Below are 14,994 nucleotides of genomic sequence, written 5' to 3' on the forward strand. Positions count from 1 at the left end.
CCGAATCCGAGAAGACTTTCAATCATCAGTTATTGATATATTTCTCAAAAACCTCGCCAAAATCTTTAATATGATATTGCTCGCGTACAGAAGTCATCCACGTAAAGCCAAAGTCGGTTAAATCTCGGTAAGTATCGGATAGCTTGTTATTGTCCGTTCTTGAATTTTGAAGGATATTAACAGCTTTATCCAGACTGCTTGATGCCATATCTATGTATATAGCATTTTCATGTGTTATTTCAGCAATGCGAAGGAGAGATTTATATAAATCCTTCAGCTGTTCAATTTGATCTTTCCTTACATCAATATCAAACCTTTGGCTGCCGAGGCTGAATTTTATTTCTACATCCATATCAATTTTTCCTGCTGTTTCAAGCAGTACATCTGAAAATTTATACTGTGCGTAAGGATAACGTTTTAATGTTCTTTTAGAAGAAACAGCATTTGCACCGTCTACGTGAATAAAAGAAAGATTTGTAAAGCAGTATTCATCTGCCTTCGTCTTAATTAAAAAATAGATCTTCTCATTATCCTCATGCATCACATAATCATCTGCATCCGTTTTGTCATAATCAGCCGGACTGATAATCGTACCAATATCGGATAACCCTAATGCCTCTGAAGCTAGTTTTTTAAACATGCCTTTTCATCCTTCCTTGTTTAGCATCTCCCTAATTTTAACAAGAGACTGTGAGATTGAAAACTGTTATTTATGCTTGCAAATGTTTGAGACACTTTTTCTAAATTAAAGAAAGACAATAAAAAAAACGTACACGTATTTCCGGCTCTGCATATCCTATTGAATAAACCTTTAGGAGAACTGTAGAGCAGGCGGTCAAGCTATGGGCAATAAAGATAAAGCGGTATTTGGAGCATGGATCCAGGCAATTGGAACAGTTACTGCAGCCGTTGGAAGCACACCCTCAAAAGTACTCACAGACCAGCAGCTTGAAAATTTAAATTTATGGGGAAATGTTCTGCAAGGCACTGGCAATGCTATACTCGCTGATACAGAAGAAACATTTAACTTAAATAAACTCGGGAATATCATTCAGGCAATCGGAAATTCAACAGTGATCACAGGAATCATCATTGATTTCAGTGAACGAACTCAAACACTCCTTGATGTTCAAGGTAATCTCCTGCAGGCAACAGGCGGCGGAGCGGCTCTTGCAGATGCATTTGGAGAGGAAAGATCGATAGAACAGTTATATAATATCTACGGCAATCTTCTGCAAGTCATAGGGAATTCAATGCAGGCCATAGCTGGAGGCATGGAGCTGCGGAATGAAGATCCGGGAAACCTCAACGTAGCCGGAAGCTGGATTCAGGCAATCGGTTCGATTATATCTGCCATTGGAGAGACAAAATACTGATACTAAAAAGGACACCCATTTCCTGGTGTCCTTTGCCCATTTTTCCCCTTGCCGCTACAACTATGTTGAATAAATACACTGTATTGTATTTAATAAGGATAGAAGCTTACTAATGAGGTGTGAAGAATGAATAAGACGGTCAGTTCAAATTACATACAGCAGCATCTTGCGAATGAAAGGACCTACCTCGCATGGATCAGAACTTCTATTGCTATTATCGGAATTGGATTTTTGATGACAAACATCCATTTTACCTTTTTGTCTAAGCTCTCCTCTCTTGCTGATGTGATCACAATAGGTACTGGTATAGTTTCTATCATCTCAGGAATTGCGATTGTCCTTTTTTCCACGTATGACTATCTGAAAAAGATGAAACAGATTGATGCCCAGACGTTTGAGCCTTCAAAAAATATTGTTATTTTTCTCTCTTTTATTATTTTAGTATTCATACTTGGGTTTGCATTTTATTTTATGATGATCATTTAACCAAAAAAGCAGCGGAATATAACCCGCTGCTGTTCTTATAAAATATCCATCCAAATCTTCAACGCAGTAGCAAAAATCACTACCGCCAGAATCATTTGAAGTACCTTCGTATTTACTTTTTTACCGGCAATCGCTCCAAGAGGAGAAGCAATTAAACTTGCGATAACCATGATTAGTGCAGGGTAATAGTCAACCTGGCCTGTGGTGATCTTTCCTACTGTTGCGCCAATAGATGAAATAAACGTGATGGCGAGGGAAGATGCAATCGTCATGCGTGTAGGAATCTTCAGCACAACAAGCATAATCGGCACCAATAAGAATGCTCCAGCGGCCCCTACTATACCGGATCCTGCACCTACAATTAAGGCAAGAACAGCAGCAAGCCATTTATTAAAAGTCACCTGATCAAGCGGAATATCATCAATCCCCTTTTTAGGAATAAACATCATAATGGCCGCAATCAATGCGAGGATACCATAGATGAGGTTGATGCCTTCCTCAGACATTGTCTTCGAACCAAATCCGCCGATAAAACTCCCGATTAGAATGCTTGCGCCCATATAAATGATCAGCGTTTTATTTAAGTATCCGCCTTTTCTGTATGCCCATACCCCTCCTATAGTTGCAAAGAAAACTTGAACAGCACTAATGCCTGATACCTCATGTGCACTGAAAGCCGTTAACCCAAACAACGGCGGAATATAGAGGAGCATGGGATATTTGATAATAGAGCCGCCAATTCCGAGCATACCAGAGATGTATGAACCGATAAAACCGATTAAGAAAATAACTATGATGAATGCAAAATCCATTGTTGTTCCTCTCCCTTATAAGAAAAGGGAACCCTATCCGGTTCCCTTCTATTTATGCTTTTTTAATCCAGAACTTGAACAAGCTATTTTCTTCCTCGTGTTTAATCAACTCATGTCCGCCTGATTTTGCCCATGCAGCGAGGTCATTTTTAGCCCCTTTATCTGTTGCATGAATTTCAAGCACCTGGCCGCTTTCAAGGTCATTCATTGCTTTCTTTGTTTTCACGATCGGCATCGGACATGCAAGTCCTTTTGCATCTAATACTTTTGCTGTTTCCATGTCTAAATTCCTCCTTTTATTTTAAATTATCTTACTGCACAGCGGTTTGGCCCAATTTCCATTTCACGCTGTTTTTCTTCATCAGGATTGATTTTCCCCATATTTGTGTTACGGATTTCCTGATAAGCATTTGGCTGAGGCGGTAAATTCTCCGTGACGAGCTTTCTAAATTCGTTTTCGTCTTCAATGTTCAAACCGTGGTTCTTTGCAAATAGTACTCCTAATTTTTCGGAAACACTGCCATCATCATTCAATTCATCTATAATCATAAAATGTGCCGGAAGAACAATCAACTCTACAGATAGCTCTTTATAGCGGGTATAAAGACTTTCTCTCAAATCTCCCACCCAGTCTTCTGCCATGCCTGCAAGATCAGGTCTTCCAATTGAATCAATGAATAAGATGTCTCCTGATAGCAGGAACTTCTCATCAATCACAAAGGATGTAGATCCAATTGTGTGGCCAGGAGAATATAGGGCATGAATGTTAATTGTTGTGCTTCCGATTGTTACATCTGTTCCGCCTTCTAATGGCTTGTATTCAAAAGTAACTTCACCTGCATCCTTTGTAGGCAGCCAGTATGCTGCATTCGTTTTTTCAGCGATGATTCTGCCGCCTGAAATATGATCGGCATGAAGATGCGTGTCAAATACATGTTTAATTGCTGCACCCTTTTCCTTTGCAAAATCAAGGTAAACATCTGTCATACGCGCAGAATCAATAACTGCCGCTTCATCATTAGAGATGATCATGTAAGAAAGACAGCCTTTGCCGATGCGGACGAATTGATAAATTTCGCCGCCTTCCTTTAAATCTCCAACTTTCACAGGCTCTAAGTGCTCACTCCAGGCTTTCATTCCGCCCTTTAGATAAGAAACAGTCAGTCCTTCCTCTGCAAGCATTTCGCCTACCATAATGGATGATCCTTCTTTCGCACATACAACTAACACTTCTTGATCCTCCGGAATGCTTCCCGTAATTTCTTCTACTCCATCAAGCAGATCAAAATAAGGGACATTCAAATAACTGAAGTTTTCACCTTCGATCTTCCAATCCTGAAAATCGCTTTCGTTGCGCACATCCAAAATAAATAAGGGTACTTTGTTAAACACTTTTTGTGTTACTTCTTTTGCGGTCATAGCTTGTAAAGTCATCTCATTTTACCCCCTACTGTATATTTTCAGTGAAAAAATTTATTATTGCATACTTTCCGTTTTTCCAGACCATTCGCTCATGCCCGGCACAACATTCACTACGTTCGTAAATCCATTTTCAGCAAGCTTTTGAGCTGCAAAATCACTTCTGCTTCCTGTACGGCATACTACGTAAATTTCATCTTCTTTATTTAACTCGTTCAAACAGTCTTCAAGTTTCCCAAGCGGAATTGAGATGGCATTTGGAATGTGATGGAAAGCATATTCCGCTTCTTCACGAACGTCGAGTACGACAATGTTACCTTCTTCAAGCTTCTGTTCAAGCTCCTCATTGCTGCTTACATTTGGATACTTTCTTTCAATCGTTTCCTCGCTTGATGACTTTCTTAAATAATGCATCATGACTGCTCCATCTTCAATTGTGCCAATATACTGATGACCTGAACTTCCAGCCCATGCTTTTATGTCCGCCTTTGATCCTTTATCTGTTGCCAGAACCAGAAGAACCTGACCTGCTTCTAAATCCTTCATTGCCTTTTTCGTTTTTACGATTGGCATTGGACATGCAAGTCCTTTTGCATCTAAAATGATATCCGTTTTTAATGAGTTCATGAATAACTCCTCCTATTTACCTGATGGGGTATATTTTAAAGTAAAAAAATTTATTCCGTTTTCCTATCCCAATCAAGCATGCCGCCTGTCATATTAATGACCTTAAATCCTTGGCCTTCAAGAAATTGTGCGGCACGTGCGCTTCTTCCTCCAGATCGGCAAACCATTGTATATTCCTTTGATTTATCAAGCTCATGCATGCGGAATTCTAACAGGCCTAACGGAATGTTTGCTGCTCCAGGAATTTTCCCTGATGCTGCTTCATCTACTTTACGCACATCAATGACATTTAAAGAATCTAATGCATTTTCTGCTTCTTTTGCAGTCAATTGTTTCATGTTCTTTCCTCCTTAATTCCAGGCGTTCAAGCCGCCTTTTACATTTGTTACCTCTTTAAATCCTAACTTTTTCAGTGTTCTGCCTGCTTTTTGGCTTCTCATACCGCTCTGGCAGATGACGATAACCTCTTGATCCTTTGAAAGCTGATTTACTTTTTGTGTTAATTGATGAAGAGGAATATTTGTGAATCCTTTTAGGTGATTTCCTTTAAACTCTCCAGGTGTACGCACATCAATAAGATGTTTGTTTTTATTCTTCAATTCGGACTTTAGCTGCTCTGCTGAAATCGTCTTAATTCCTTTGGCAGGAATGAAAAGCTTGATAATGAAAAGCAGAAGCAAACCAATCAGAATATAATTAGCAATCTCCAAACATGTTCACCGCCTTTATGGGTTTTATCTTAGATAAACAGGTTCACATTGCCGTCTTCTGCATCCGCTAAATAAGCTGCAACACCCGCATACTCAATATTGTCTAAAAGTTCTTTTTCCTGCAGTCCAAGCAGATCCATTGTCATCGTACATGCAACAAGCTCAATGCCCTGTTCCTGCGCCATTTCGATAAGCTGCGGAAGCGGAATCGCATTGTGTTTTTTCATCACATCTTTAATCATCTTAGGACCCATTCCTGCAAAATTCATCTTTGAAAGCCCCATTTTATCTGCGCCTCTTGGCATCATTTTTCCAAACATCTTTTCCATGAAGCCTTTTTTAACGGTAATAGGTTCATCTTTTCGAAGAGCATTTAATCCCCAGAATGTGTGAAAGATAGTTACTTTATGATCGTACGCAGCTGCACCATTTGCAATAATATAAGCAGCCATCGCTTTATCGTAATCACCGCTGAATAATACGATTGTTGTTCTTTTCTTCTCCGTCATTGTTAATCCTCCTTATTAAAGGTAAATTACCTTTACCCCTATGGGTATTTATATTATGAAAAATAAAAGAGGGTGCCAACCCTTTTATTTTTATCTGCTGCGAACTAGCAGATTTACGGCTTCTTTCACAAGTCCTTCTGTATTTTCTCCTTCTTCAGCGGCAGCTCGAACACATTCCACTAAGTTAGAGCTTACAACAACCCCGATTGTACGATCGATGGCTGTTCTGGCAGCTGACAGCTGTGTAATGACATCTTTACAATCTTTTTCTTCTTCCATCATTTTCAAAATACCTCTTAACTGGCCTTCAATCCGCTTAACTCTATTCTTCATTTGATCGTTGTAATCCATCTGAAAATCTCCTTTCTTTATACCGTTTCTCTGTCCGTGCTTTGTTTAGATGAAATCGTACAGCCCGTGACGCGAAAGCATTTATGCTTAAAGCAGGCAAATGCTCTTTGAACCCGGCTTGATGCTGCGACATGGATATTCATATTTGAAATTTCTTTGTATATCTATTCAATTAAAGGAATAGCACTAAGGATTGGGTCCTTATATGACTCGTTATAACTATTTTACTACTATACATAAAGTGAGATAAATCATTTATATTTCCCTCAACAGGACTAATGATATACCCTATATGGTATATTTGTCAAATCGTTTGATTTTTAGTCATGACAGACATTTCTAAACACCCCTCTTTATTACCTCCTGAAGCAGGACATTACTCCAGCTATTCAACAAAGGCTCACCATAATATGCAACAGCGAAACTTTTTGTGTACCTCCAATAGGCTGCTCTACCTTTCATCCAAATTTTACTACATTTAAATATTTGAATATTTTGAAATTTATCTTTATAATAGAAAAAAGGGTAAGGAGATGAGTTCTTATGGAAAAAAAGTATTTGCTTAATCCCCCACAACAACCTGATGTAGAAATCCTGGATTCTTTACTCGCTGAAATGGTGTTAGACAAGGCTCTTATTAATTTCCGTAAAGAGCAAATCCAAAAAGAAATTGATCAGTCGCTACAAGATAAAAACAAAGAAGAATTCCTGCGATTAACTGAGGAATTAAAGAATATTTCCTTAACTGTTGAATAATTTATAAAAATTGAAAGTCTCGGAATTATGTGTGAAGTCTCGGAATTAGTTGAAAGTCTCCGAATAAAGTGTGAAAGTCTCGGAATTATGTGTGGAAGTCTCGGAATTAAGTGTCAAAGTCTCGGAATTAGGTGTAAAAGTCTCGGAATTAGTTGAATGTCTCGGAATTAAGTGTCAAAGTCTCGGAATTAATTGAAAGTCTCGGAATTAAGTGTCAAAGTCTCGGAATTAAGTGTCAAAGTCTCGGAATTAAGTGTCAAAGTCTCGGAATTAGTTGAATGTCTCCGAATAAAGTGTGGAAGTCTCGGAATTAAGTGTCAAAGTCTCGGAATTAGTTGAATGTCTCCGAATAAAGTGTGGAAGTCTCGGAATTAAGTGTCAAAGTCTCGGAATTAGGTGTCAAAGTCTCGGAATTAAGTGTCAAAGTCTCGGAATTAAGTGTCAAAGTCTCGGAATTAAGTGTCAAAGTCTCGGAATTAAGTGTCAAAGTCTCGGAATTAAGTGTCAAAGTCTCGGAATTAAGTGTCAAAGTCTCGGAATTAGTTGAATGTCTCCGAATAAAGTGTGGAAGTCTCGGAATTAAGTGTCAAAGTCTCGGAATTAGGTGTCAAAGTCTCGGAATTAGTTGAATGTCTCGGAATTAAGTGCCAAAGTCTCGGAATTAAGTGTCAAAGTCTCGGAATTAATTGAAAGTCTCGGAATTAAGTGTCAAGGTCTCGGATCAAGATCATAGAAAAAAGGGAAGAGTTAAAAATACTCTTTCCCTTTTTTATTAAAGAACTCATTCTCTTATTCTAAGATGTATTTTAAGTTCTTAAAATTACAGCATAGGATATGGTTTGGGTTTGATAACATAGACAATTCGTTTGATGTAATGAATGTACCTACGTTGTCTCAGCAATAATAATAAAGCTATAGAAAAAAACGGATTATATCAAAAAAACACAAAAACATCCATTATTTGGATGTTTTACTTTTAAAAGTTAATTTTTAATTAGGTTGAATCACTATAATTTTTTCACCAAATATGTATGGTGGAGACGGTGGGAGTCGAACCCACGTCCAGAAACATCGCCACTAAAGCGTCTACGAGTGTAGTTGATATATTCGCAGTTCGCTAACTCTTATGCCTATCAACGGGCGTCGGAGCAGCTAGTCTGATTGGTCTCTTCCTTTATCCCCAGACGGAGGCATCAGGCGTAGCCCACTTAGAGTGAGTCCCTTACCCTACCACATGGGCGATGGAGGGAGGAACCGCTATAGTCTGTTATTAAGCAGCTAAAGCGAAGTTGTTGTTTGATTTGCCAGTTATTATTGGCGTGACGTTTTAACGAGGACGATCCCCTCGACTCGCAACTAAAGCTCGAACTATCCCTGTCGAATCCGTAACGTCCCCATGATAGTAAGATCGGCATGGAAGTTAATCCAGCTTCACTATGGGAAGTCCCTTATAGGGAAACGGAAACGCTCATGAAAGATCAGAGCGGATATGAAATTGTGCTGTTTGTCTTACAAGTTCTATTATATCAGATAGGAATAAGAAATCAATTGTAAGTTATTGTCAATCAAAAGTCCTTCTGACGATCGCGGAAAGCTCGTTCCACTTCGCGTTTCGCTTCTTTTTTCTTCAAGTCTTCACGTTTATCATATTTCTTTTTACCCTTACCTAAGCCAAGCAAAACCTTAGCAAAACCGTTTTTCAGGTAAACTTTCAAGGGAACAAGCGCATAGCCCTCTTCTTTTGTAAGTCCGATCAGCTTGCTGATTTCTTTGCGGTGAAGCAATAGCTTTCTTGTTCTCAGGGGCTCATGATTATAGCGGTTGCCTTGTTCGTATGGCGAGATATGCATGTTATGAAGGAAAACCTCTCCCTGCTGCACTCTTGCGAAAGCGTCCTTTAAGTTAACGCGTCCAGCACGTATGGCTTTAATTTCCGTCCCCTGCAAAACAATGCCTGTTTCATACGTTTCTTCAATCGAATAGTCATGATTTGCTTTTTTATTTTGAGCTACGACTTTTCCAGATCCTTTTGGCATACTGCATCCCCCTTTCTCTCTCTATAGCGATAGGCTATATTTTAACAAAATATGAATGGAAAAGGAAGCCTAGAGAGGCTCCCATCCCAAATGTTTTCTATTTAGCAACTGCAAAGATTACGAATAGAGCTTAACGTTTTTTCTTTTTCACTTTTCGTTTGCTTGCAGGGGCATTTTGAAACGATTTTTTCTTCTTTTTCTTTTTATTCGGATTTTGATTGCTCCAGCCATCATCGACACTGCCGCTTCGCTCTGCAGGTTTCTTTCTTTCATCTGATGATTTTTTTCTGCCTCTGCCCTCTTTCGCACCGCTTCTTTTGCCGCGGTCTCCTTTGATTACTTTAGGAGCATCACTTGGCTGACGGCGTCTTGTCCCTTTCATGCCGACAATTTCGAAATCTACAGCGCGTTCATCTTTGTTTACATTCACAACGCGTACTGTAATCTCATCACCGATGCGGTAGACGTTTCCTGTCCGTTCGCCGATCATCGCATAATTGCGCTCATCATAACGGTAATAGTCGTCGGTCAGATAGCTGACGTGAACAAGACCTTCGATTGTATTAGGAAGCTCAACGAACATTCCAAAGTTTGTTACTGAGCTGATAATCCCGTCATATTCTTCCCCGACTTTATCTAGCATGTATTCTGTTTTCTTAAGGTCATCTGTTTCACGCTCAGCATCAACTGCCCTGCGTTCCATATTCGATGACTGATCTGCTATCATATCCATTTTTTCTGCCCATTTTGTTTTCGTTGCTTCATCCACTTTGCCTTCAATTAAGTAGGTGCGGATTAAGCGATGGACAATTAAATCCGGATAACGGCGGATCGGTGATGTAAAATGAGTGTAGAACTCAGTTGAAAGACCAAAATGCCCCAGACTTTCCGGATCATATTTAGCCTGCTTCATCGATCTCAGCATGACAGTGGAAATGACCATTTCCTCTGGCTGTCCCGCTACATCATCTAAGATATCCTGAAGAGCACGAGGGTGAATCGTGTTTGCCGTTCCTTTTACTGTGTATCCAAAGTTCGTTACAAATTCCAGGAAACGCTGCAGTTTTTCAGCATTTGGCTCTTCATGAATGCGGTAAATAAACGGCACTTTCATCCAATGGAAATGCTCTGCAATCGTTTCGTTTGCAAGCAGCATAAATTCTTCAATCAGACGTTCTGCAACTGTACGTTCACGTATGACAACATCTTTAGGCTTTCCTTCTTTATCAACCAGCACTTTTGCTTCTTTAAAATCAAAGTCAATTGCCCCGCGGGTCATCCTTTTATTGCGGAGAATTTGCGCAAGCTTTTCCATCCTCTGAAACATCGGTACAAGCGATTCATATTTCTCAAGCAATTCTGGTTTTTGATCAACCAGAATTTCCTTTACATCAGAATATGTCATGCGCTCTGTCGTTTTGATTACGCTCTGGAAAATTTCGTGCTTTACGACTTCACCTTGGCTGTTGATTTCCATCTCACAAGAGAGCGTCAGGCGATCCACCTTTGGATTAAGGGAACAAATGCCATTTGATAAACGGTGCGGAATCATCGGAATAACGCGGTCAACTAAATAAACGCTCGTTGCACGCTCTAATGCTTCCTTATCAATTGGGGAGTTCTCTGTCACATAGTGACTGACATCCGCGATATGAACGCCTAATTTGTAATTTCCGTTTTCAAGCTCTGTTACGGTAACTGCATCATCAAGATCTTTTGCATCCGCACCGTCAATTGTGACAATGACTTCATTGCGAAGATCCCTGCGATCCTTGATATCTTCTTCACTGATTGTTTCAGGTACATCATTGGCCTGTTCTAATACCTCTACAGGGAAAGCCTGCGGAAGACCATGCTTATGAATAACAGATAGAATATCAACGCCCGGATCGTTTTTATGCCCAAGAATCGCAATGACTTCTCCTTCTGCACTCATTCTTCCTTCTGGGTATGTTGTCAGGTGAACAACCACTTTGTGTCCTTCAATTGCTCCATTTGAAGCTTTTTTAGGGATGAAAATATCATTTGGAATCTTTTTATCATCGGGGATGACAAAACCAAAGTTTTTACTTTCTGTATAAGTTCCGACAACCTCTTTCAGACCGCGCTCTACAATGCGGATTACTGTGCCTTCCTGTCTGCTCCCGCTCGATTCGGTGCTGACTCTGACCAGGACAGTATCCCCGTGCATGGCGTTATTTAGCTCACTCGGCGGAATAAACACATCTCCTTGATTTGGATCCTCTGTAATGACAAAAGCAAATCCTTTAGCATGTCCGCTGACTTTTCCGCGAATTAAATTCATTCGTTCAGGCAAGCCGTAGCGGTTGCTTCTTGTGCGCACAATCAGACCTTGTTCCTCCATCATCACAAGAGCTTTTACAAATTCCTTAAATTCAGAAGAATCCTCAATTCCAAACGCTTCTTCAAGCTCCTGGACGGTTAAAGGCTTGTATGCTTCTTCTTTCATAAAAGAATGCAGTTTATCAATATGTATCTTCATATTATTATCCATTTGCGTCCCTCCTTTTGGGATTATTGCCAATCAAGACTTTCTAAAAACTCATGCACATCTGCATGGAGCTGATCACGCTCTTTATCCAGTGTGATGACATGTCCTGATTCTTCGTACCATTTTAAATGCTTGTTATCAGATTCTACTTCGTTATAAATAATATTTGCACTATCTGTATTAATCATGTGGTCATGTCTCGCTTGAGCGACAAATGCCGGCGAATAAACCATATCCACATTATTCCTAACATCTGCAATCAGTTCCTGAAGAGCCCTCAGTGTATTCATCGGCGTTTTTTCAAACTGCTTCATTTCCTCTTCGATTTCTGCTTCTGATTTTCCTTCTAATTTCTTAAAGTTGCGGGCATACTCTAAAATCCCCTTGTACATCACTTCTTCACTCTTGATATACATAGGGGCGCACATCGGAACAATACCCTTTACAGGTACAGTGTAACCCAATTTGACAGAAAACACACCGCCAAGTGATAAACCGGCAACCGCGATCGATTTATGCCCCCGCTCTTTCAGCAGATTATAGCCGTCCATCACGTCCTTCCACCAATCTTCAGGACCAGTGTGCACAAGCTCTTCAGGCGGTACGCCATGGCCTTTGTATTGAGGGGCATGGCAGGTATATCCTCTCTCATTCAAATAGCGTCCAAGCATCCTCACGTCAGCTGTGTTGCCTGTAAAACCGTGTAGAAGCAGGACGGCACGGTCTCCGCCTTCAAATGTAAATGGTTTTGGCCATACTCTCTTCATTTAAAAAACTCCTTTTATGTAAGTATCTATTTATAAGGTTCCATCATCTGTTTCTATTTAAACAAACGTTTGATTAAAGGGCAAAAATGTTGATTCATTAAGGGATTCTGGATAAATGACAAAAGGGAGTCTGATAAGAATCAGACCCCCATTCGATCAATGTCAAGTATTAAAATCCAGCATACGAAACCGCAATCGTCAGTATAAAAAAGAGAACTGATAACACGACTGTCGCACGATGAAGCACCAAATCCATTCCGCGTGCTTTTTGTTTTCCGAAAAGCTGTTCAGCTCCTCCGGAGATAGCACCTGATAAACCAGCACTTTTGCCTGACTGAAGTAAAACAACAGTAATAAGAGCAATACTTACAATGACAAGTAATGTGATTAATAAAATATGCATGGACGACACCTCCTAAAACCCGGTTAGCATTATTTTCAATTTACCATATTGAAGGCCAAATGTCACTATCATTCGAATGTATGTCCAATCTTTATTCTTAGCCTTGCGAAACAATTCTTTTGAGGGAAAAGCTTCCTATATGGTATGCTACTTAGATAGTTTGGCAGAAAGAAGGGAAAACCTTGAAAAACACGCGCATCTATCTTATCTTGATCGGTGTTATGCTCATATGGGGACTTAACGTGCCTTTACTCAAAATCATCGTTGAAAGTTTTATGCCTGTTACGGTAACAGCCATACGAATTTTCACAGCAAGTATTTGTGTACTCATTATCTTATCTTCTTTAAAACTTCTTCGCAAACCGACTGCCAAGGAAACGATGTATATTGCAGGCGGCGGCCTGCTGAACGTTGTGTGCCATCACTATTTCCTTTCAGTAGGACTGACCATGACCACTTCTACAAATGGAGGCTTGATACTTGGCCTTGGTCCTATGCTTACAGCCATCTTATCCATTCTCTTTCTGAATCAAAGACTGACAGTCATACGATTTACAGGTTTTGTGCTGGGACTGACTGGTGTAGGATTTACCATTTTAGCAGGAACCAAAGGCATCAGCAGCATGAATGCAGGAGATATCTACATCTTCATATCTATATTCACTCAGGCCTGCAGCTTCATTATTATTAAAAAAGCGTGCCGGACACTTGATCCTCGCTTAATGACAGGCTATATGCTTTTCTTCGGCTCAATGATTCTATTTGTCATCAGTTTGTTTTCTGAACCTGAAGGAATAAAGAGCCTCTTTCATGGAACACCTGCTGTATGGGGGGTCTTTTTCGCATCAGCCATTCTTGCAACCGCGATTGGACATATGACATATAATTTTGCGATTGGAATGGTTGGGCCTGCAGAAACATCCATCTTTATGAATCTGAGTACATTTTTTGCTCTTGCAGGATCGGCTCTTATTTTAAAAGAAGCCATTTTGCCTTCTCATTTAGTTGGACTTTGCTTCATTGTTACTGGCGTCATTTTAGGATCAGGAGCTTATGAAGAATTCAGGTACCGCCATAAACACAACAAACATGAAGCTTCGTCTTCTGGTTAAACAGCATCTTTGTTATAGGATGCTGTTTTTTTGTTGGCTGGAATTGAGATTTGAAGCCGAAAAATTGGATTTTGAAGATTTGCGGTATTGATATGCTCATTTTATGATTTAATAAAGGAGGTATCATAATTGATATTAAAAGAACGATGTGAACCGTTAGAATTAAAGATTTATAAGTACTTGAGTACTCGAATGGATCTGGATCCAAAAGACAAAAATCAATTTGATAACCTTGCGAAAGGGTATGAAGGGGAGAAGGTGTTTGATGATTGGCTTAACATAAGTGAGAGTAATGGATTCTTTTTGAATGATCTTTTGTTTGAGACAAACAATACATATTATCAGATAGACTCCTTGTATTTTTCCTCTCACACGATTTACCTTTTCGAAGTGAAAAACTATGCAGGCGATTTCCTTATTGAAGGAGAGAAATGGTATTCATCTTCGAGGCTCGAAATCAAAAATCCTCTTTTGCAGCTGAAAAGAAACGAATCTTTGTTCAGGAGATTGCTGCAGGAAAACAAATTCTCATTTTCAGTTGAAGCATATGTTGTGTTTGTTAACCCCGAATTTCATCTTTATCAAGCTCCCCCTAATTTACCAATTGTCTATCCTTCCCAATTAAATCGTTTTGCAGAGAAATTGAATAGAAACACTCTCGCTTCGAAAGGGGTTCACTTGAAGCTTGCGAAGAAGCTTTTGTCACTTCATGTTAATGAATCTCCATACTCACGCTTGCCTGAGTATAGGTATGAGGAGGTTGCGAAGGGGATTGTTTGTGTGGGGTGTGGGAAAATAAATCTTTCGTTATATAAAAAAAACCTATTGCTGTGCAATTATTGTAACGGTACGGAGATCTATAAGGAAGCTGTTTTAAGAAATGTGAATGAATTCAAACTGCTTTTCCCCGACAAGAAAATAACTGCGGACCAGATAGACGATTGGTGTGGAAATATGAAGAATAAAAGATCGATTCAAAAAATACTCAGGGAGAATTTTATTAGGGTCGGGCATGGAAAAACTACTAATTATGTACGATGATACAGTTTAGTTTATTTTTTCTCTTGTACTTTTTCCTGTGGGAGAGCCTTTTTGGTGCTGCAAACTCCATTTTGACG

The 14,994-nt window shown here is 39.6% G+C and carries 18 protein-coding genes and 1 other RNA gene; 5 read left to right on the forward strand and 14 right to left on the reverse strand.

Annotation, left to right across the window (positions count from 1 at the left end; translation table 11 throughout):
* Positions 1-25: 25 nt before the first annotated feature.
* Positions 26-640, reverse strand: a complete 615-nt coding sequence (locus LIT25_23775; GenBank protein USK33490.1) for a PH domain-containing protein — start codon at positions 638-640, stop codon at positions 26-28.
* A 202-nt stretch (positions 641-842) separates the two neighbouring features.
* Between LIT25_23775 and LIT25_23780 the strand changes: the two genes are divergently transcribed.
* Positions 843-1,376: a hypothetical protein gene (locus LIT25_23780; GenBank protein ID USK33491.1), complete on the forward strand. Its 534-nt coding sequence runs from the start codon at positions 843-845 to the stop codon at positions 1,374-1,376.
* A gap of 126 nt (positions 1,377-1,502) precedes the next feature.
* Positions 1,503-1,862, forward strand: a complete 360-nt coding sequence (locus LIT25_23785) for a DUF202 domain-containing protein (GenBank protein ID USK33492.1) — start codon at positions 1,503-1,505, stop codon at positions 1,860-1,862.
* A 35-nt stretch (positions 1,863-1,897) separates the two neighbouring features.
* Here LIT25_23785 and LIT25_23790 read toward each other — a convergent pair whose 3' ends face one another.
* From LIT25_23790 to LIT25_23825, 8 genes are all read right to left on the reverse strand, one after another.
* Positions 1,898-2,674 carry a sulfite exporter TauE/SafE family protein gene (locus LIT25_23790; protein USK33493.1) on the reverse strand — a complete coding sequence of 259 codons (777 nt, stop codon included), beginning with the start codon at positions 2,672-2,674 and terminating at the stop codon, positions 1,898-1,900.
* A 52-nt stretch (positions 2,675-2,726) separates the two neighbouring features.
* On the reverse strand, positions 2,727-2,954 hold the full coding sequence (locus tag LIT25_23795) for a sulfurtransferase TusA family protein (protein ID USK33494.1): 228 nt from the start codon (positions 2,952-2,954) through the stop codon (positions 2,727-2,729).
* 26 nt (positions 2,955-2,980) lie between these two features.
* Positions 2,981-4,108, reverse strand: coding sequence for an MBL fold metallo-hydrolase (locus LIT25_23800; protein ID USK33495.1), 1,128 nt, complete (start codon positions 4,106-4,108; stop codon positions 2,981-2,983).
* Positions 4,109-4,150: 42 nt separating this feature from the next.
* Positions 4,151-4,720, reverse strand: a complete 570-nt coding sequence (locus LIT25_23805; protein ID USK33496.1) for a sulfurtransferase TusA family protein — start codon at positions 4,718-4,720, stop codon at positions 4,151-4,153.
* 50 nt (positions 4,721-4,770) lie between these two features.
* Complete coding sequence (locus tag LIT25_23810; GenBank protein ID USK33497.1) at positions 4,771-5,058, reverse strand: rhodanese-like domain-containing protein; 288 nt, start codon at positions 5,056-5,058, stop codon at positions 4,771-4,773.
* 12 nt (positions 5,059-5,070) lie between these two features.
* Complete coding sequence (locus LIT25_23815) at positions 5,071-5,430, reverse strand: rhodanese-like domain-containing protein (protein USK33498.1); 360 nt, start codon at positions 5,428-5,430, stop codon at positions 5,071-5,073.
* 29 nt (positions 5,431-5,459) lie between these two features.
* Positions 5,460-5,939 carry a DsrE/DsrF/DrsH-like family protein gene (locus tag LIT25_23820; protein USK33499.1) on the reverse strand — a complete coding sequence of 160 codons (480 nt, stop codon included), beginning with the start codon at positions 5,937-5,939 and terminating at the stop codon, positions 5,460-5,462.
* Between the two features lie 90 nt (positions 5,940-6,029).
* A complete protein-coding gene (locus tag LIT25_23825; protein ID USK33500.1) occupies positions 6,030-6,290 on the reverse strand; it encodes a metal-sensitive transcriptional regulator in 261 nt (86 codons plus the stop codon).
* 543 nt (positions 6,291-6,833) lie between these two features.
* Here LIT25_23825 and LIT25_23830 point away from each other — a divergent pair.
* Complete coding sequence (locus LIT25_23830) at positions 6,834-7,046, forward strand: IDEAL domain-containing protein (protein USK33501.1); 213 nt, start codon at positions 6,834-6,836, stop codon at positions 7,044-7,046.
* Between the two features lie 1,032 nt (positions 7,047-8,078).
* On the opposite strand, the gene ssrA is transcribed toward LIT25_23830, so the two are convergent.
* From ssrA to secG, 5 genes are all read right to left on the reverse strand, one after another.
* Positions 8,079-8,442, reverse strand: a transfer-messenger RNA (tmRNA) gene (gene ssrA, locus LIT25_23835).
* A gap of 169 nt (positions 8,443-8,611) precedes the next feature.
* Positions 8,612-9,082 carry an SsrA-binding protein SmpB gene (smpB, locus tag LIT25_23840; GenBank protein ID USK33502.1) on the reverse strand — a complete coding sequence of 157 codons (471 nt, stop codon included), beginning with the start codon at positions 9,080-9,082 and terminating at the stop codon, positions 8,612-8,614.
* Positions 9,083-9,212: 130 nt separating this feature from the next.
* Complete coding sequence (gene rnr, locus LIT25_23845) at positions 9,213-11,585, reverse strand: ribonuclease R (protein ID USK36396.1); 2,373 nt, start codon at positions 11,583-11,585, stop codon at positions 9,213-9,215.
* Between the two features lie 32 nt (positions 11,586-11,617).
* On the reverse strand, positions 11,618-12,361 hold the full coding sequence (locus tag LIT25_23850) for a carboxylesterase (protein ID USK33503.1): 744 nt from the start codon (positions 12,359-12,361) through the stop codon (positions 11,618-11,620).
* A gap of 169 nt (positions 12,362-12,530) precedes the next feature.
* On the reverse strand, positions 12,531-12,764 hold the full coding sequence (secG, locus tag LIT25_23855) for a preprotein translocase subunit SecG (GenBank protein USK33504.1): 234 nt from the start codon (positions 12,762-12,764) through the stop codon (positions 12,531-12,533).
* Positions 12,765-12,946: 182 nt separating this feature from the next.
* Between secG and LIT25_23860 the strand changes: the two genes are divergently transcribed.
* Complete coding sequence (locus LIT25_23860) at positions 12,947-13,876, forward strand: DMT family transporter (GenBank protein USK33505.1); 930 nt, start codon at positions 12,947-12,949, stop codon at positions 13,874-13,876.
* Positions 13,877-14,005: 129 nt separating this feature from the next.
* Positions 14,006-14,917 carry an NERD domain-containing protein gene (locus tag LIT25_23865; GenBank protein ID USK33506.1) on the forward strand — a complete coding sequence of 304 codons (912 nt, stop codon included), beginning with the start codon at positions 14,006-14,008 and terminating at the stop codon, positions 14,915-14,917.
* The last annotated feature ends 77 nt before the right edge of the window (positions 14,918-14,994 follow it).

Source organism: Bacillus sp. F19 (assembly GCA_023823795.1).
Lineage (GTDB): Bacteria > Bacillota > Bacilli > Bacillales > Bacillaceae > Bacillus_P.